This is a genomic window from Methylobacterium nonmethylotrophicum (assembly GCF_004745635.1).
Classification (GTDB): domain Bacteria; phylum Pseudomonadota; class Alphaproteobacteria; order Rhizobiales; family Beijerinckiaceae; genus Methylobacterium; species Methylobacterium nonmethylotrophicum.
This window is the reverse complement of sequence record NZ_SRLB01000010.1, coordinates 33,818-49,792: the sequence shown is the minus strand read 5'-3', so window position 1 is coordinate 49,792 and position 15,975 is coordinate 33,818. Positions and strand designations below refer to the sequence as shown.

Annotated in this window: 17 protein-coding genes; 9 read left to right on the top strand and 8 right to left on the bottom strand. The window is 71.7% G+C overall.

Annotation, left to right across the window (positions count from 1 at the left end):
* Window positions 1-6 precede the first annotated feature (6 nt).
* The 5 genes from EU555_RS14780 to EU555_RS14760 form a co-directional block, all read right to left on the bottom strand.
* Window positions 7-1,005: a MaoC family dehydratase gene (locus EU555_RS14780; RefSeq protein WP_135415414.1), complete on the bottom strand. Its 999-nt coding sequence runs from the start codon at window positions 1,003-1,005 to the stop codon at window positions 7-9.
* 51 nt (window positions 1,006-1,056) lie between these two features.
* Entirely contained in the window at window positions 1,057-1,722 is a 666-nt protein-coding gene (nfi, locus tag EU555_RS14775; protein ID WP_135415413.1) for a deoxyribonuclease V, read from the bottom strand.
* On the bottom strand, window positions 1,722-2,819 hold the full coding sequence (gene ychF, locus EU555_RS14770; RefSeq protein ID WP_135415412.1) for a redox-regulated ATPase YchF: 1,098 nt from the start codon (window positions 2,817-2,819) through the stop codon (window positions 1,722-1,724). Before ychF ends, nfi begins: the two co-directional genes overlap by 1 nt.
* Window positions 2,820-2,898: 79 nt before the next feature.
* The gene (pth, locus tag EU555_RS14765) at window positions 2,899-3,510 is read right to left on the bottom strand and encodes an aminoacyl-tRNA hydrolase (RefSeq protein ID WP_135415411.1); all 612 of its coding nucleotides are present in this window, start codon (window positions 3,508-3,510) and stop codon (window positions 2,899-2,901) included.
* Between the two features lie 90 nt (window positions 3,511-3,600).
* The gene (locus EU555_RS14760) at window positions 3,601-4,293 is read right to left on the bottom strand and encodes a 50S ribosomal protein L25/general stress protein Ctc (protein WP_135415410.1); all 693 of its coding nucleotides are present in this window, start codon (window positions 4,291-4,293) and stop codon (window positions 3,601-3,603) included.
* Window positions 4,294-4,562: 269 nt separating this feature from the next.
* Here EU555_RS14760 and EU555_RS14755 point away from each other — a divergent pair, with 269 nt between their 5' ends.
* The gene (locus EU555_RS14755; RefSeq protein ID WP_245524307.1) at window positions 4,563-5,078 is read left to right on the top strand and encodes a retropepsin-like aspartic protease family protein; all 516 of its coding nucleotides are present in this window, start codon (window positions 4,563-4,565) and stop codon (window positions 5,076-5,078) included.
* 6 nt (window positions 5,079-5,084) lie between these two features.
* Here the strand turns inward: EU555_RS14755 and EU555_RS14750 are convergent, their stop codons facing one another.
* The 3 genes from EU555_RS14750 to EU555_RS14740 form a co-directional block, all read right to left on the bottom strand.
* Window positions 5,085-5,807, bottom strand: coding sequence for a TadE/TadG family type IV pilus assembly protein (locus EU555_RS14750; RefSeq protein ID WP_135415409.1), 723 nt, complete (start codon window positions 5,805-5,807; stop codon window positions 5,085-5,087).
* On the bottom strand, window positions 5,804-6,394 hold the full coding sequence (locus EU555_RS14745) for a TadE/TadG family type IV pilus assembly protein (RefSeq protein WP_245524306.1): 591 nt from the start codon (window positions 6,392-6,394) through the stop codon (window positions 5,804-5,806). Before EU555_RS14745 ends, EU555_RS14750 begins: the two co-directional genes overlap by 4 nt.
* 345 nt (window positions 6,395-6,739) lie before the next feature.
* Window positions 6,740-7,246 (bottom strand): pilus assembly protein N-terminal domain-containing protein, encoded by a 507-nt coding sequence (locus tag EU555_RS14740; RefSeq protein ID WP_135415407.1) that lies wholly within the window; start codon window positions 7,244-7,246, stop codon window positions 6,740-6,742.
* A 294-nt stretch (window positions 7,247-7,540) separates the two neighbouring features.
* Between EU555_RS14740 and EU555_RS14735 the strand changes: the two genes are divergently transcribed.
* The 8 genes from EU555_RS14735 (at window position 7,541) to EU555_RS14700 (ending at window position 15,973) form a co-directional block, all read left to right on the top strand.
* Window positions 7,541-7,705: a Flp family type IVb pilin gene (locus EU555_RS14735; RefSeq protein WP_135415406.1), complete on the top strand. Its 165-nt coding sequence runs from the start codon at window positions 7,541-7,543 to the stop codon at window positions 7,703-7,705.
* A 220-nt stretch (window positions 7,706-7,925) separates the two neighbouring features.
* Window positions 7,926-8,432, top strand: a complete 507-nt coding sequence (locus EU555_RS14730; RefSeq protein WP_135415405.1) for an A24 family peptidase — start codon at window positions 7,926-7,928, stop codon at window positions 8,430-8,432.
* A gap of 400 nt (window positions 8,433-8,832) precedes the next feature.
* The gene (gene cpaB / locus EU555_RS14725; protein ID WP_135415404.1) at window positions 8,833-9,648 is read left to right on the top strand and encodes a Flp pilus assembly protein CpaB; all 816 of its coding nucleotides are present in this window, start codon (window positions 8,833-8,835) and stop codon (window positions 9,646-9,648) included.
* A 91-nt stretch (window positions 9,649-9,739) separates the two neighbouring features.
* Entirely contained in the window at window positions 9,740-11,284 is a 1,545-nt protein-coding gene (locus EU555_RS14720) for a type II and III secretion system protein family protein (RefSeq protein ID WP_245524305.1), read from the top strand.
* Window positions 11,285-11,358: 74 nt separating this feature from the next.
* Window positions 11,359-12,075 (top strand): CpaD family pilus assembly protein, encoded by a 717-nt coding sequence (locus tag EU555_RS14715; RefSeq protein WP_135415403.1) that lies wholly within the window; start codon window positions 11,359-11,361, stop codon window positions 12,073-12,075.
* Between the two features lie 108 nt (window positions 12,076-12,183).
* Window positions 12,184-13,428 (top strand): CpaE/TadZ family protein, encoded by a 1,245-nt coding sequence (locus tag EU555_RS14710; RefSeq protein ID WP_135415402.1) that lies wholly within the window; start codon window positions 12,184-12,186, stop codon window positions 13,426-13,428.
* 81 nt (window positions 13,429-13,509) lie between these two features.
* Window positions 13,510-14,973: a TadA family conjugal transfer-associated ATPase gene (locus EU555_RS14705; RefSeq protein WP_135415401.1), complete on the top strand. Its 1,464-nt coding sequence runs from the start codon at window positions 13,510-13,512 to the stop codon at window positions 14,971-14,973.
* 31 nt (window positions 14,974-15,004) lie between these two features.
* Window positions 15,005-15,973, top strand: a complete 969-nt coding sequence (locus tag EU555_RS14700; RefSeq protein ID WP_135415400.1) for a type II secretion system F family protein — start codon at window positions 15,005-15,007, stop codon at window positions 15,971-15,973.
* Window positions 15,974-15,975: the final 2 nt, after the last annotated feature.

Sequence of the window (15,975 nt, the reverse complement as noted above, 5' to 3'; positions counted from 1 at the left end):
GCGCCCTCAGGGCCCCCGGCTCGGGGCGAGCCACGCCCCCGAGAACCGGAAGACCGGCTCGCCGCGCTGGTTGGCGCCGGTCGCGGTGTGGCTGACGATGCCCCAGCCGGGGCGGCTGCGCGAGGGCCGGGCCTCGGTCACGGTCACGTCGTAGCGGATCGTGTCGCCGGCATAGACCGGCTTGAGCCATTGCAGGTCGCGAAAGCCCGGCGAGGGCCCGCCCTCGACGACCGGTTCGCCCCGCGCGACCGCCGCCGCCCGGCCCCGGTCGCGGGCCGCCACCATCCGGTTCATCCAGGCGGCGGCCGTGTGCCAGCCCGAGGCGCACAGCCCCCCGAAATGGGTCTCTCTCGCCGCCGCCTCGTCGACGTGGAACGGCTGCGGGTCGAAGGCGCGGGCGAAGCGCAGGATGTCGTCGCGGGTGAAGTGGTGCGCGCCGAGGTCGAAGGTCCAGTGAAGCGGGATGTCCTCGAGCGGGACAGGGGGCAAAGCCTCGCCGACGGGCAGGTCGGACGGGGCCGGCTCCTCCGGCGGGCGCGGGCGGGGCGGCAGGGGCGGCGTGCCGGCCTTGCCGAACATCGCCCAGAAATCCTGGGTCATCACCGCCTCGCCGGCGCCGTTCCCGATCTCGAGCAGGAACCGCACGAAGCCGCGATCGGGCTTGCTGCCGGAGGGGCGGCTCTCGCGCACGGTCATGCGCATCGACAGGGCGTCGCCGGGGCGGACCGGGCGCAGCCAGCGCACCTCCTCGATTCCGGGCGAGCCCATCGAGCTCGATTGCAGGATGAAGCCGTCGGCGACGAGCCGCATGCCGAGGGCGCAGGTGTGCCACCCCGAGGCGATCAAGCCGCCGACGAAGCTCTCTTTCGCCGCCGCCTCGTCGGTGTGGAAGGCCTGCGGGTCGAACTCGCGGGCGAAGGCCACGATGTCGTCGCGCGTGACCGGGAGCGGCCCGAAATCGAGCCGGAAGCCGGGCGTGAGATCCTCGAAGCAGTAGCGGGGCATGGCCATCCTGCCGGCAGACGAAAGGTCCGCCGAGCTAGCACGGCCGAACCCTCACGCAAACGCGCCGGCGGCCTTGTGGGCGAGGCGGATCGGCTCCGGCAGCCGGTACTTCGGCGCGCAGGCCAGCACCAGGGCGACGCTGGTCGGGATGTCGGCGAGGTGGCCCGGGGAGATGAAGAGCGGGTGCTTTCCCGTGCGCGTACGGACCACGGCGCCGATCGTCTCGCCCTTGTCGACCAGCGGCTGGCGGGCGCCCTTCTCCTCGTCGAGCGGCGCGTTGCGGCCGCAGAGCCGGGTCTTGCCGACGCCGATCGTCGGGCGCTGCAGCCACAGGCCCATATGGCTGGCGATGCCGATGCGGCGCGGATGCGCCGTGCCCATGCCGTCGAACAGGAAGACGTCCGGCTCGGAGACGAGCCGCCCGAACGCCTCCTCCAGCACCGGGCCCTCGCGGAAGCTGAGCAAGCCCGGCACGTAGGGAAACGGCGTCGGCATCAGCGCCGTCACGGTCTCGACCACCCGGAAATCGGGGAAGGTCGCGACCACGATCGCCGCGTGCGAGCGGTCGTTCCTCACGCTGACGTCGACGCCGGCGACCAGCCGCACGGTGTCGAGGTCGAGGGGCCGGTCGGCCACGACCTCGGCGGCGAGCCGGCGCTGGAGCGCCACGGCCTGCGTCGGCGTCAGATCCCAGTCGTGGCGCCGGACGAGATCCATCAGGTGTTGAAGCGGAAATGCAGCACGTCGCCGTCCTGCACCAGGTATTCCTTGCCCTCGAGCCGGAGCTTGCCGGCCTCGCGGGCGCCCGCCTCGCCCTTCAGCGAAGTATAATCGGCGTAGGCGATGGTCTCGGCGCGGATGAAGCCCTTCTCGAAGTCGGTGTGGATCACCCCGGCGGCGGCCGGCGCGCGGGTGCCCCGGGTGATGGTCCAGGCCCGGGCCTCCTTCGGCCCGACGGTGAAGTAGGTGATGAGGCCCAAGAGCTCGTAGCCGGCGCGGATCACCCGGTTGAGGCCGGGCTCGGTGAGGCCCACCGCCTCCAGGTACTCGACCTGTTCGGCCGGCGGCAGCACCGCGATCTCGCTCTCGATCTTGGCCGAGACGACGACCGCCTTGGCGCCTTCCTCCTTGGCGCGGGCGAAGACGGCGGCCGAGTGGGCGTTGCCGGGATCGGCCGAGCCTTCCTCGACGTTGCAGACGTAGAGGACGGGCTTCGCCGTCATCAGGCCGAGCTGCGAGAACAGCCGCTCCTCCTCGGGCTTTCGCTGGACGAGGCGGGCCGGCTTGCCGTCGCGCAGGAGCGGCAGGGCGCGCTGGACGAGGTCGAGGACTTCCTTGGCCTCCTTGTCGGCGCCCTTGGCCTTCTTCTCGAGGGCCGTGACGCGCTTCTCGAGGCTGTCGAGGTCGGCCAGCATCAGCTCGGTCTCGATCGTCTCGATGTCGGCGATCGGGTCGACCTTGCCCTCGACGTGGGTGACGTCGCCGTCCTCGAAGCAGCGCACGACATGCGCGATGGCGTCGACCTCGCGGATATTGGCGAGGAACTGGTTGCCCAGGCCCTCGCCCTTCGAGGCGCCGCGCACCAGGCCGGCGATGTCGACGAAGGTCAGCCGGGTCGGGATGATCTCCTTCGAGGAGGCGATCCGGGCCAGCGCGTCGAGGCGGTCGTCGGGCACCGCGACCTCGCCCACGTTCGGCTCGATAGTGCAGAACGGGTAGTTCGCCGCCTGCGCCGCCGCGGTCTGCGTCAGCGCGTTGAAGAGCGTCGACTTGCCGACATTCGGCAGGCCGACGATGCCGCATTTGAAGCCCATCAGATCAGTCCGTTCGATTCACAGGAGACCGCCGCCCGCGGCCGTGTTGCGTCGCACTTGCGAGGTTGGAGGCCACGGGTCAAGCCGGCTTCTCGCCGACGCGCTTCACCTCGTCCCAGCCCCGCCCGGCCATGGCGAGGTGGACCTTGTTCTGGAAGCGGGCGTCGTCGCCGGATGCCATGAGCTCGGCGGCGTCCGCCATCGCGTCGCACAGGTCCTCGACCCACGGCATCTCGGCCTTGGCGAAGTCGTTGAGCACGTAGGCGTGGACGAGGGCCTTGTCGCCCGGATGCCCGATGCCGAGGCGGGCACGCCAGTACTCGTTGCCGCATTGCGCGGTGATCGAGCGCAGGCCGTTATGGCCGGCATTGCCGCCGCCCTTCTTCACCCGGAGCTTGGCGGGCGCCAGATCCAGCTCGTCGTGGAACACCACCACGTCCGCGAGGGGGATCTTGTAGAAGCGCTGGACCTCCGCCACCGCGCGCCCCGACTCGTTCATGAAGGTCAGGGGCTTGAGGAGCAGCACGCGCTCCGCGCCGATCACCGCCTCGGTGCTCTCGCCCTGGAACTTGCGCCGCCACGGCGCGGCGCGATGCCGGCGGGCGATCGCGTCGAGCGCCATGAAGCCGATGTTGTGCCGGTTGCCCGCGTAGCGGGTCCCGGGATTGCCGAGGCCGACGAACAGCCGCATGGCGATGGCGGACTCCCCGAGAAAAGGGAAACGCCCCGGGTCTCGCGACCGGGGCGTCCCGATAGACGGAAGGGCCGAGCCGAGACCGGCTCAGTCCTCCTTGGCGGCCTCGTCCTTGGCGGACTCTTCGGCAGCCTCTTCCGCGGCCTCGGCGGCCGACTCGGCGCGAGCGGCCTCGGCCACCGCGGCCTCCTCGGCCTCGACCTCGGCGCCCAGCACCGTCGGCGGCACGATGGTGGCGACGACCTCGTCGGCGCCCAGCACGATGGTGACGCCGGCCGGCACGGCGAGGTCGGAGACGTGGACGGTGTCGCCGATCGCCTTGCCGGTCAGGTCGACGGTGATCGCGTCGGGGATCGACTCGGGGGCGACCTCGACCGCGATGGTGTGGTGCACCACGTTGAGCGTGCCGCCCTCCTGCTTGATGCCGGGGGCCGCGTCCTCGTTCGAGAAGTGCACCGGCACCGCGACCTCGACCGACTGGCCGGCGACAACGCGCAGGAAGTCGACGTGCAGCGGCACGCCCGAGACCGGGTCGAGCTGGTAGTCGCGCGGGATCGCCCGGACCTTGCGGCCGCCGGCGCTGATCTCGAACACGGTGGTCAGGAAGCCACCGGCGTAGATCAGGGTGCGGGTGCGGATGAGGTCGACGGCGATGGCCTGCGGCGGCTGGTTGCCCCCGTAGATGACGGCCGGCACCTGGCCCTGGCGACGAACGGCCCGGGCGGCCCCCTTGCCGACCCGGTCGCGTGCCACGGCCTCAAGCGGCTTCACGGCGCTCATGGCGTGATCCTTAAAAACTGGTGTTGCGGATGGCTCAAACGCCGAAGGCCGCCCCCTCGAGGACGGCCCTGTGAACCGACGTCGCCACGCCCGTTCCCACGAGGGGAACCCGGCCTCCAAGGGTGTCCGGCGGGCGGGGTGCTGCTAGCAGACGGCGCCCGCGATGGCAAGGACGGGGGTGACCACGCTTTTCGCGCTTTCGCCGGACGGATCCTTAACCGGTCGGCCGCGACCCTGCGGGAACCGTCCTCCCGCATCGGAGACCTCCCGTGACACGCCCGATCCTCTGGGCCCTCGGCGTCCTCGCCGGCGGGGCGCTCGCCGGCGGCTCGATGACGGAGCGCTTCGCCCGGATCGGCCGCGGGACGAGCCCGGTCCCGGTGGCGGCGGCGAGCGCGGCGATGCCGGAGGGCGCGACGAGCGTGACGCTCGCCCAGGACCTCGCCGGACACTTCCAGGCCCACCCGCAGGTGGAGGGGCAGGTCCTGCGCATGCTGGTCGATACCGGCGCCACGCTCTGCGCCTTCACCCGCGAGGACGCCGCGCGGGCCGGGATCCGGGTCGCGGAGCGCGACTTCACGGTCCGGATCGGCACCGCCAACGGCACGGTCCTGGCCGCGCCGGTGCGGGTGCGGGAGATGCGGCTCGGCGGGATCACCGTGCGCGACGTCGAGGGGGTGGTGCTGCCGAGCGGACGCCTCGGCACCAGCCTGCTCGGCATGTCGTTCCTGCGCCGCCTGCGCGGCTTCGAGGTCGCGTCCGGGCGCCTGACCCTGCGGGGATGACCGCCCTCAGTTGCTCGGGCAGGCGCCGGTGAGGCTCGCGGTGGCGACGGTCGGCAGCACGACCTCCGGCGCCGACGTGACCGCCACGTTGTAGACCTTGCCGTTGCGCACCGGCCAGACCACCGTCTCGGTCAGGGTGCTGAGGTTGAACTTGGTGGCCAGCATCGTGCCGAAAAGAGGCTTGTAGGTCATGGTCAGCTCGACCACGACGTAGCGTATGCCGGCGGTCTTGAACGCATCCGGCACCGTCGGCACCGCGGTGAGGCCGCTCGGTGCGGCGGCGGCACCGGCGCCCGCATCCTGGGCGTAGGAGCAGACCCTGGCGGTGCCATTCGCGTCGTAGACGCCGATCGCCTTGGCGACGATCCGCGCCGTGCTGGTGTCGTAGGGCGCCAGCACGGCGCGTCCGGCCTTCGCGATCGTCGAGAACTCGCTCGCCGAGACGGTCCCGTCCTCCCGCGCCACCAGGTCGGCCACGGTGCGGGCCGCGAGCGTCACCTTGCGGAAGTTGCTGACGTAGCCTGCGAGGTCCGTCGTGCCGAGATAGAGCAGCAGCAGGAGCGGCAGCACCATCGCGAACTCGACCGCCGCGAGGCCGTCCTGCGCGCCCCGGAAGCGCGCGGGCGCGCGCCGGACGCGCGCGAAGACGCGCCGGACACGCGCCGCGGCGCGGGTCCGGGAGGCGGCGGCCCGCCCGCCTCCCGAGGATGCGTGCCGGATCGCGCTCATTGGTAGGGCTCGGTGCGGAAGGCCACGGTGCTCTGCAGCACGCGCTTGCCGTTGGCCAGGGTGTTGGGGTTGAGGAAGCTGAAGAAGACCGGAAACTCCACGGCCGCCTGCACGATCACGATCTGGTTCGAGCCCGGGTTCTGGTACTGGGTGCCGAAGGTCGTCGGCGAGGTCCGCCACGCCTTGGTGCCGGAATCCACGGGACTCTGCGGGGTGTAGTCGGTGCCGTCACTGAGCGTCAGCACGTCGACCTTGATGTCGCTGCAGGCGAAGATCGTGACCCGGCCGTTGCAGACCGCGTCCTTGAACTTCTGCAGCGCAACCTGCTGCGCCGTCGTTCCGGCCGGCGGGGCGGGGTCCGAGGACCGGGCGGTCTGGAACTGTCCGGTGTAGAGCTGGCGCGCCGCATTCGAGACCGCGTTGTCGAGCACTTGGCCGGCGAAGAACGCCAGGGCGGTCTCGATGATCGCCGCGACGAGGCACAGGAACGGCATCGCGATCAGGCCGAACTCCACCGCGGTCGCCCCCCCGCTGGCGGACGGGAAGCGGGCGATCCGCCGGCGGATCGCCAGGAACCGGATCGCCAAGGACCGGATCGGCCTTACCGAAGGCCCGCCGCCCGCCGTCACGCTCCGCCGGTCCGGCGGGCGACAGTCGTGAGGCGGGCGTTCACGGAGCATGGTGCAATCCGACATCCGTGCGGTGGTGGACCTGCTGGATACGACGGAAAGGATTGCGGATCAGTTGCGCCGGTCCCCGCAATCGCGTCCTCTCCCCAGAGGTCGCAGGGGCGCTCAAGATGCTCCGGGCCGTGGCCGGCACCATCGCGGGGCGGGCTCGCCACGCCCGAGGCCGGCCCGGGCCTCGGACCGCCATCATCGCCGCCGCCGACCCGATGACCGGAGGCGGCACGGATGGGCGAGGCCGAGGCCTCAGCGCATCACGGCCGGGCTGCTCCCGCCGCCCCCGCCCGACGTCGCCATCGAATTGCGCTGGCCCGTCTGCTCGCTCACCTCGGAGAAGTAGCGCTTCGCGTCGCCGAGCTGCACCGCCGGCTGGCAGGCGGGCGTGCAGGAATAGGATTCGCGCTCGAGCCCGCGCTGCACCGTGACCACCGACGGATTGCCGGCCCGCACGCTGATCGCCGATTCCGCCAGCATGGTGCCGGAGGCATCGAGGGCGATGAGGTTGGTGCTGCCGAAGCTCTTGCCGGTCAGGACCACGATGCCGTTCCGCTGCAGCGACACGTCGGCGATGATCGGGTTGCCGACGATCACGGTCGCGGTCCGCTCCGGCAGGCGGATGACCTTGGCGTTGTCGACCGACACCGTGACGGTGGCCGCGTCGCTGCCTTGCGCGGCGGCGGCGGCGGGGACCAGCAGCGCGAGAGCCAGGAGGCGCGCGGCACGCAGAGGGCTCAGGCGGCGGGGCGGGCTCATCGGCGGTCGGTCTCTCGGGTATGGCGTCGGGCGTTCACGCTCCCAGTCAAGCCTCAGATGGTTGAGAATCCGCTAAGCCGGCGAAAGCCGGCGCCGCGCTGGCCCAGGGTCAGCCGGGGAGTCGAGCCGGGCAATCGATCGTTCACCAACCCCGAAATTTCGATCCGGCGGGCCGGGTCCGACGATCGTTTTAACTCAACTTCAACGCGCCCCGACCTACGTTGCCGTCAGTCCCGATCGGCGCCAGTCGATTGTCGACGGACTAACCGAGACCACTCAGGCGGGAACCCAGTTATGATCACCAAGCTGAAGCGTTTTGTCAGCGACGAGTCCGGCGCGACTGCGATCGAGTACGGCCTGATCGCCACCCTGATCGCGCTCGCGGTCATCGTCGCGGCCCGGTCGGTCGGCACCAACCTGTCGTCGCAGTTCACCAACATCGCCGCCAACCTGAAGTAGGGATCGCGTAGCCGACCCGCATCGGCGGGTCGGCGCGCCTCACGATGCGCGTGACGCGGGCCTGCCCTCCTCCGGCCGTCCGCTTCGCGACCTGCCGCAGGCCCCCTTCCGATCGCCTTCGCGGTCGGCGCGCCTGCCCGACGCGGCGGTCGGTGGTGACGGCTCCCGGAGGGACCGCGCCCCGTTGCGCCGCGTTCCTCGTTTCCCGCAGCGAGCGCGCATGGCCAGCCTCTGCCTCCTCGTCCTGTTCCCGTTCCTGATGGCCTACGCGGCCGCCAGCGACCTGCTCACGATGACGATCTCGAACCGCGTCAGCGTGCTGCTCATCGCCGGCTTCGGGCTCCTGGCGCTCACCGCCGGGCTCGGCTGGTCGGACGTCGCGAGCCATGCCGGCGCGTTCGGCCTGACCCTGGCGGTCACCTTCGGGCTGTTCTGCGCCAACCAGATCGGCGGCGGCGACGCGAAGGTCGCCGCCGCGACCGCCCTCTGGCTCGGGTTCGAGCCGCTCCTCGACTACCTGACGGTCGCCTCGGTGTTCGGCGGCCTCCTGACCCTCGGGGTGGTGGCCCTTCGCCGCCATCCCCTGCCCGGTTTCGTCGCGACCCTGCCTTTCGCGCTGCGCCTGGCCGACAACCGGGAAGGCGTCCCCTACGGCATCGCCCTTGCGGCGGCCGCCCTCGTGGTCTGCCCCTCCGCGCCGCTCTGGCGCCTGGCCCTCGCGGCCTGAGCGGGGGCGGCGCAGCCGGCCTCGATCGTCGGCGACCGGACGCGCCGGATGCCACCCCTGCCCTCCCCCGCCGACGTTCGTCCCCGCCGCGCCGGCCGCGGTGGATGCTGGGCAACCGTCTTTGCGTCGGGCCGCGCCGGACCGACGATGACGGCGGCCTGCCGTGCCCCAGGCGCCCCTCGTCTCGCCCGCAGCCTCGCGACCGGCCGCTCCTGCGGGGCCGGCGGCAGCGTGTCGTGCCTGCGGCCGCCTGCAGTCGCTGCGGCAGCAAGCCATGACAGGTCACCGGCGGACGGCATTAACCCTAAGGGCGATTAACCTTAATTTGAGGATTGCCTGATGAAGTCGGGCAGTGGGCGGCGTGTCGTTGCCCATTGCCGAGTCCTCTCGTTGGCGCCCCATGAAGTCCTCGCGCTTGCTCCTCATCAGCGTCGCCGCCGTGACCGGCATCGGGGCCTTCATCGTGATGAGCGGCCGCGAGCCGCCGCCGGCGCCGGTGGCGGTGCCCGTCGCCCCGCCGGTCCCGACGATGGAGACGGTGGACGTGCTCGTCGCCGCGGCCGAACTCCCGATGGGACAGACGCTCAAGGCGCCGGACCTGCGCTGGCAGCCCTGGCCGAAGGCCGCGGCCGGCGACGGGTTCCTGCAGCGCAGCGGCGCCCCGACCGCCCTCGAGGATACCGTCGGGTCGATCGTACGCAATCCGTTCCTCGCCGGCGAGCCGATCCGGCGCGAGAAGCTGATCAAGGCGAATGGCAGCGGCTTCCTGTCGGCGATCCTGCCCTCCGGGATGCGCGCCGTCGCGATCTCGATCGACGCCCGCGGCTCGAACACTGCCGGCGGCTTCATCCTGCCCAACGACCGGGTCGACGTGCTGCGCACCTACCGGGACGAGGAAGCCTCCCGGTCCGGCAGCGGCGGCGACGTCCAGGTCTCCGAGACCATCCTGTCCAACATCCGCGTCCTGGCGGTCGGCCAGACCGTGCAGGAGCGCAACGGCGAGCGGGTGGTCACCGGCGACACCGCGACGCTCGAGCTCACCCCGGCCCAGGCCGAGGCCGTGACCCTGGGCCAGAAGGTCGGCCAGCTCTCGCTGGCCCTGCGCAGCCTCGCGGATGCCGGCCAGGCCGCGCAGCCGGCCGCGGAGCCGCAGGGCGAGGGCGGCGGGGTTACGGTCGTGCGCTACGGGGTCGCCAAGCAGATGCCCCGCCGATGACCGCCCGCCCCTCCGGCCCGACCGCCGATCCCCGAGTCTCCGCCCCGGGAATCTTCGTCCCAACAGTCTCCGCCGCGAGAGTCTCCGCCCCATGACGATGTCCGAGACCCCCCGGGCGGCTCTGCGCGCCGCCCTCCCCTCGGTCCTGCGCGCCGCCCTCGCGGCCGGCGCCGTGGCGGCCCTGGTGGCCGGACCCGCCGCCGCGCAGGGCGGCGGGGGTCCGCGCGGCGGCATCGTGCCGGCCCCGCTGGTCTCGGTCGGCCCCAACGAATCGGACGTCTCGCGCCGCATCGACCTGACCATGGGCCGCTCGCTGGTGGTCGACCTGCCGCGGGATGCCAAGGAGGTGTTCGTCGCCAACCCCAAGGTCGCGAACGCGGTCGTCCGCTCGACCCGCAAGGTGTTCATCATCGGCATCGAGAACGGCGCCACCTCCATCTTCGTGATGGACGGCGAGGGGCGCCAGATCGCGGCCCTCGACGTCACGGTGGGGCGCGACCTCAACGTGCTGCGCCAGACGCTGGCCGGCAGCATCCCGGGCGGGCGCTTCGACGTGCGCCCGGCGGGCGAGTCGGTGCTGCTCACCGGGACCGTCAACTCCGCCGGCGAGGCGCAGCAGGCGGTCGACATCGCCAACGCCTTCGTGGGCCTCGGCGGGGCCGGGACGGCCGCCCGCGGCGCCGTGATCAACAACCTGACGATCCGCGGCAAGGACCAGGTGATGCTGCGCGTCACCGTGGTCGAGGTCTCGCGCCAGGTGCTCAAGCAGTTCGGCATCAACACCAGCGCGAGCTGGAGCGCGCTCAACCCCCTCGGCGCGGGCGGCCCGGACTTCGTGAACGACACGCCGTTCCCGCTCTCCGGCCAGGCCTTCCCGAGGGCCAACCAGATCGAGGCCTCGGTCAGGGGCGGCGGCTTCTCGCTCCAGGCGACGCTGCGGGCCTTCGAGCAGGCCGGCGTCTCGCGGATCCTGGCGGAGCCGACGCTGACGGCGATCTCGGGCGAATCGGCCAACTTCACCGCCGGCGGCGAGATCCCGGTGCCGACGAGCCAGAGCTGCTCGGCGGTGGTCGGCTCCACCACCGGCGCCTCGAACTGCGCCGTCGGCATCGAGTTCAAGCCCTACGGCGTGGCGCTGAACTTCACGCCCGTCGTGCAATCCGAGAACCGCATCTCGATCCGGGTCGGCACCAACGTCACCGAGCTCGATCCGCAGAACGCGATCCTGGTCGCCAACGGCACCTCCGGCATCACGGTGCCGGGCCTGACGGTGCGCAAGTCCGAGACCACCGTCGAGCTGCCGTCGGGCGGCACGATGATGACCGCCGGCCTGATCCAGCAGCGCAACCGGCAGGCGATCAACGGCCTGCCGGGCCTGCTCAACCTGCCGGTCCTCGGCGCCCTGTTCCGCTCCCGCGACTACCAGCGCCAGGAGACGGAATTGATGATCATGGTCACCCCCTACATCGCCAAGCCGATGGACCCGGCCCAGGTCAAGAAGCCCGACGACGGCTTCACCGAGGCGAGCGACAGCCAGTCGGTCCTGCTCGGCCGCTTCAACCGCCTCTACGGCGTGGTCGGCGCCGCCCCGCTCGGCTCCGGCTATCGCGGCCGGGTCGGCTTCATCACCGACTGAGCCCGACGCGCCGCCGAAACCCTGCCCTCTCGCGGTCCCGCCGCCGCGACCCCGCCCCCGAGACCCTGCCCGCGATGACCCGCTCCGCCCTCCGCCTGACCGTGCTCGCCGCCTCGGCCTGCCTTGCCGCCTGCGCCTCCGACCGGGCGCAGATCACGGGTTCGACCTACCCGGGCACCGTGACCGAGCGGCACCCGATCGTCCTGTCGGACACCCCTCGCAACCTCGACGTCTTCGTCACCGGCACCGGGCATCTCGACCCGCGCCAGGCCGACGATATCGACGGGTTCCTGCTCGAATACCGCCGCTACGGCCGCGGCGTCCTGGCGCTGGAGGTGCCGCGCGGCTCGCAGGTGCCCGGGCCCGCGGTGGAGCGCACCCTCGCACGGGTCCGGGCCCGGGCGCTCGCCCGGGGCGTCGGCCCGCGGGAGATCGTCATCGCCCCCTACCCCGTCGCCAACGTCGCGGTGAGTGCGCCGCTGCGCCTGAGCTTCCAGCGCATGCAGGCGAAGGTCGCGGGGGCGTGCGGGCTCTGGCCGCAGGACCTCGGCGTCACGGATCCGGGCTTCAACGCCCGCAACGAGACCTACTGGAACTTCGGCTGCGCCACCCAGTCCAACGTCGCGAGCCAGATCGCCGACCCGGTCGATCTCGTGCGCGGCCGCCAGGAGGGCCGGATCGACACGGTCATCCGGACGCAGGACCTGCTCGACCTGCGCACCGGAAAGGATCCGTCAACCACTTGGAAGCAGGATGGCCGCGCGAGCGTGAAGAGCCAGGTGGCACAGTGATGAGGACGCGCCGGACCACAGTCGCTGCCGCGCCCGCGGCGAGGCGCAGCAACGCCGCCCGGGCCCGGCTGCCCCGCACCTGCAGGCCTCGCACCCGGATGCCGCGCCATGTCTGAGGGGAATCAGAGCGCCGACCGGGTCATCGCCCCGGTCCCCCGCATCACCGTGCAGGCCTTCTGCGAGAGCGCCGACGTCGCGGCGGTGATCGAGGCCGCGGCGGACGACCGGCGGATGCAGAAGGCGCATACCCGGGTGCAGATGGGCGGCGCCCCCGCCGCCGTCGAGGCCTACCGCAACGCCCCCACCCCGAACGTCATCATGGTCGAGATCGGGGCCGCGAAGGGCAGCCCGCTCTCCGCCCTCGACAGCCTGGCGGAGGTGTGCGACGCCGGCACCAAGGTGGTGGTCGTCGGCCACGTCAACGACGTCGTGCTGTACCGCGAGTTCATCCGCCGGGGCGTGAGCGAGTACCTGATCGCGCCGGTCGATCCCGTCGCGGTGATCGCGGCGATCTCCGACCTCTTCTCCGAGCCCGGGGCCGAGCCCCTCGGCCGCACCGTCGCGGTGGTGGGCGCCAAGGGCGGCGTCGGCTCTTCGACGCTCGCGCACAACCTCGCCTGGTCGGTGGCCCGCGACTACGGCACCGCGACGGTGATCGCCGACCTCGACATCGCCTTCGGCACCGCCGGACTGAACTTCAACCAGGATCCGCCCCAGGGCGTGGCCGAGGCGGTGTTCGCGCCCGAGCGGGTCGACTCGAACTTCGTCGACCGCCTGTTGTCGAAGTGCACCGACAACCTGAGCCTGCTCGCCGCCCCCGCCACCCTCGACCGGCCGACCGACTTCGCCGAGAGCGCCTTCGACGGCGTCATCGACGTGCTGCGGGGCAGCGTGCCCTGCATCGTCCTCGACGTGCCGCACGCCTGGTCGGCCTGGTGCCGGCGCATGCTGATCGGGGCCGACGAGATCGTGGTGGTGGCCGCCCCCGACCTCGCCTCCCTGCGCAATGCCCGCAACCTGTTCGAGCTGCTGCGGCAGGCCCGGCCGAACGACCGCGTGCCCCGCCTCGTCCTCAACGGGGTCGGCCTGCCCAAGCGGCCCGAGATCGCGGTGGCGGAGTTCGCCAAGGCCCTCGACGCGCCGGTCGCCGCGGTGGTGCCGTTCGATCCCGCCCTGTTCGGCACCGCGGCCAATAACGGCCAGATGCTCGCCGAGGTGCAGCCCGGCGCCAAGGCGACCGAGATCCTGAGCGAGCTGGCCGGCACGCTGACCGGCCGGGCCGAGACCCGCCGCGGCCGCGCCAACCTGCTCGAGCCGATCCTCGCCCGCTTCGCCCGTCGTAAGGCCTCGTGAGGCGGATCCGTCCCCCGGCAGACCGGACCGCCCGTCTCCCGCTTCCCCGAAAGCCCGTTTCTCGAGAAGGCCGCTGATCCCATGTTCGGCAGGAGACCCGGAGCGACGGCGCAGAAAAGTCCGGCCGCGCGGCCCGCCGGCCCGGCCCCGGTGCTCGCCGAGGTGGCCGCGCCGGTGTTCCAGGACGGACGGCGCGCCGAAGCCCCGCCGAGCCTCGCCCGCGAGGCCCCGGCCGCGACCGAGAACGCCCGCTCGGACGAGTATTACCGCACGAAGAGCATGATCTTCGGCGCGCTGATCGAGGCGATCGACCTCACCCAGCTCGCCCGCCTCGAGCCGGACGCGGCGCGGGAAGAGATCCGCGACATCGTCATCGAGATCATCGGCCTCAAGAACGTCGTGATGTCGATCGCCGAGCAGGAGGAGCTGCTCGACGACATCTGCAACGACGTGCTCGGCTACGGCCCGCTCGAGCCGCTGCTCGCCCGCGACGACATCGCCGACGTCATGGTGAACGGCGCCAACCGGACCTACATCGAGGTCGGCGGCAAGATCCAGCTGACCGGCGTGCGCTTCCGCGACAACCAGCAATTGATGAACATCTGCCAGCGGATCGTCAGCCAGGTCGGCCGCCGGGTCGACGAATCCTCGCCGATCTGCGACGCGCGCCTGCCGGACGGCTCGCGCGTCAACGTGATCGCGCCGCCCCTCGCCATCGACGGCCCGGCGCTGACCATCCGCAAGTTCAAGAAGGACAAGCTCACCCTCGACCAGCTCGTGCGCTTCGGCTCGATCTCGCCGGAAGGCGCCAAGATCCTGCAGATCATCGGGCGGGTGCGCTGCAACGTGGTGGTGTCGGGCGGCACCGGCTCGGGCAAGACCACGCTGCTGAACTGCCTCACCCGCTACATCGACGACGACGAGCGCATCATCACCTGCGAGGACGCGGCCGAGCTGCAACTGCAGCAGCCGCACGTGGTGCGCCTCGAGACCCGGCCGCCGAACCTCGAGGGCCAGGGCTCGATCACGATGCGCGACCTGATCAAGAACTGCCTGCGCATGCGGCCCGAGCGCATCATCGTCGGCGAGGTGCGCGGACCGGAGGCCTTCGACCTCCTCCAGGCGATGAATACCGGCCACGACGGCTCGATGGGGACCCTGCACGCCAACTCGCCGCGCGAGTGCCTGGGCCGCATCGAGTCGATGATCTCGATGGGCGGCTACAACCTGCCCTCCAAGACCCTGCGCGAGATGATCTCCGGTTCGATCGACGTGGTGGTGCAGGCCGCGCGCCTGCGCGACGGGTCCCGGCGCATCACCCACATCACCGAGGTGATGGGGATGGAGGGCGACGTGATCATCACCCAGGACCTGTTCGTCTACGACATCGTCGGCGAGGATCCGAACGGCAAGCTCATCGGCCGCCACCGCTCGACCGGCATCGGCCGGCCGCGCTTCTGGGAGCGGGCGCGCTACTACGGCGAGGACCGGGCGCTCGCCGCCGCCCTCGACGCCGCCGAGGTCCGGACGGAGGAGAAGGCATGAGGCCCGCCGCCCCAACGCGCGGGAGGCGCCCGTGATCGACGTCGAAGCCGCGCTCGCGGCCGGCCTGCTCGCGGTCAGCGCCGTGTCCTTCGCCTCCGCGGTGGTGGTGCCGCTCCTGCCGAGCGAGGCTCGCGCCGCGAAGCGGCAACAGGCCCTGATCGGCCAGCGCCAGGCCGCCGAGCGCGTCCAGGCGGTGAGCCGCCGCGACCAGGTCGCCAAGAGCCTCAAGGAGATCGAGGACAAGGAGAAGAAGTCCAAGATCAGCCTGGAGCTGCGCCTGACCCAGGCCGGCCTGAGCATCGGCAAGCGCCAGTTCTACGTCTTCAGCGCGGTGGCCGGCCTGATCTTCGGGCTCGCCGGCCTCCTGACGAGCGGCGACGGTCTCCTGGCCCTCGGTCTCGCCTTCGCGGGCGGCCTCGGCCTGCCGCGCTGGCTCCTTTCCTACCTGCGCAAGCGCCGCATGGCCCGCTTCATCGTCGAGCTGCCCAACGCCATGGACGTGATCGTGCGCGGCATCCGCTCCGGCCTGCCGGTCGGCGACTGCCTGCGCATCATCGCCCGCGAGGCGCAGGAGCCGGTCAAGACCGAGTTCCGGGCCCTCGTCGAGGCCCAGGCGCTGGGCATCTCCCTCGGCGACGCGGTGGCCCGCCTCTACGAGCGGATGCCGGTGTCGGAGGCGAACTTCTTCGCCATCGTGGTCGGCATCCAGCAGAAATCCGGCGGCAACCTCTCCGAGGCGCTGGGCAACCTGTCGCGGGTGCTGCGCGAGCGGCGCAAGATGGCCGAGAAGGTGAAGGCGATGAGCATGGAGGCCAAGGCCTCGGCGGCGATCATCGCCTCCCTGCCCTTCGTGGTCGCGGGGCTCGCCTACCTCACCAGCCCCGACTACATCTCGCTGCTCTGGACCACCACGATCGGGCACATCGCCCTCTTCGGCTCCGCATTGTGGATGATCATCGGGGTCGTGGTGATGAGCAAGATGATCCGGTTCGACATCTGACG

Excerpts from the sequence above, each read along its gene's own strand:
- EU555_RS14780 (WP_135415414.1), bottom strand. The coding sequence starts at position 1,005 with ATGCCCCGCTACTGCTTCGAGGATCTCACGCCCGGCTTCCGGCTCGAT.
- nfi (WP_135415413.1), bottom strand. The coding sequence starts at position 1,722 with ATGGATCTCGTCCGGCGCCACGACTGGGATCTGACGCCGACGCAGGCC.
- ychF (WP_135415412.1), bottom strand. The coding sequence starts at position 2,819 with ATGGGCTTCAAATGCGGCATCGTCGGCCTGCCGAATGTCGGCAAGTCG.
- pth (WP_135415411.1), bottom strand. The coding sequence starts at position 3,510 with ATGCGGCTGTTCGTCGGCCTCGGCAATCCCGGGACCCGCTACGCGGGC.
- EU555_RS14760 (WP_135415410.1), bottom strand. The coding sequence starts at position 4,293 with ATGAGCGCCGTGAAGCCGCTTGAGGCCGTGGCACGCGACCGGGTCGGC.
- EU555_RS14750 (WP_135415409.1), bottom strand. The coding sequence starts at position 5,807 with ATGAGCGCGATCCGGCACGCATCCTCGGGAGGCGGGCGGGCCGCCGCC.
- EU555_RS14740 (WP_135415407.1), bottom strand. The coding sequence starts at position 7,246 with ATGAGCCCGCCCCGCCGCCTGAGCCCTCTGCGTGCCGCGCGCCTCCTG.
- EU555_RS14735 (WP_135415406.1), top strand. The coding sequence starts at position 7,541 with ATGATCACCAAGCTGAAGCGTTTTGTCAGCGACGAGTCCGGCGCGACT.
- EU555_RS14730 (WP_135415405.1), top strand. The coding sequence starts at position 7,926 with ATGGCCAGCCTCTGCCTCCTCGTCCTGTTCCCGTTCCTGATGGCCTAC.
- cpaB (WP_135415404.1), top strand. The coding sequence starts at position 8,833 with ATGAAGTCCTCGCGCTTGCTCCTCATCAGCGTCGCCGCCGTGACCGGC.
- EU555_RS14720 (WP_245524305.1), top strand. The coding sequence starts at position 9,740 with ATGACGATGTCCGAGACCCCCCGGGCGGCTCTGCGCGCCGCCCTCCCC.
- EU555_RS14715 (WP_135415403.1), top strand. The coding sequence starts at position 11,359 with ATGACCCGCTCCGCCCTCCGCCTGACCGTGCTCGCCGCCTCGGCCTGC.
- EU555_RS14710 (WP_135415402.1), top strand. The coding sequence starts at position 12,184 with ATGTCTGAGGGGAATCAGAGCGCCGACCGGGTCATCGCCCCGGTCCCC.
- EU555_RS14705 (WP_135415401.1), top strand. The coding sequence starts at position 13,510 with ATGTTCGGCAGGAGACCCGGAGCGACGGCGCAGAAAAGTCCGGCCGCG.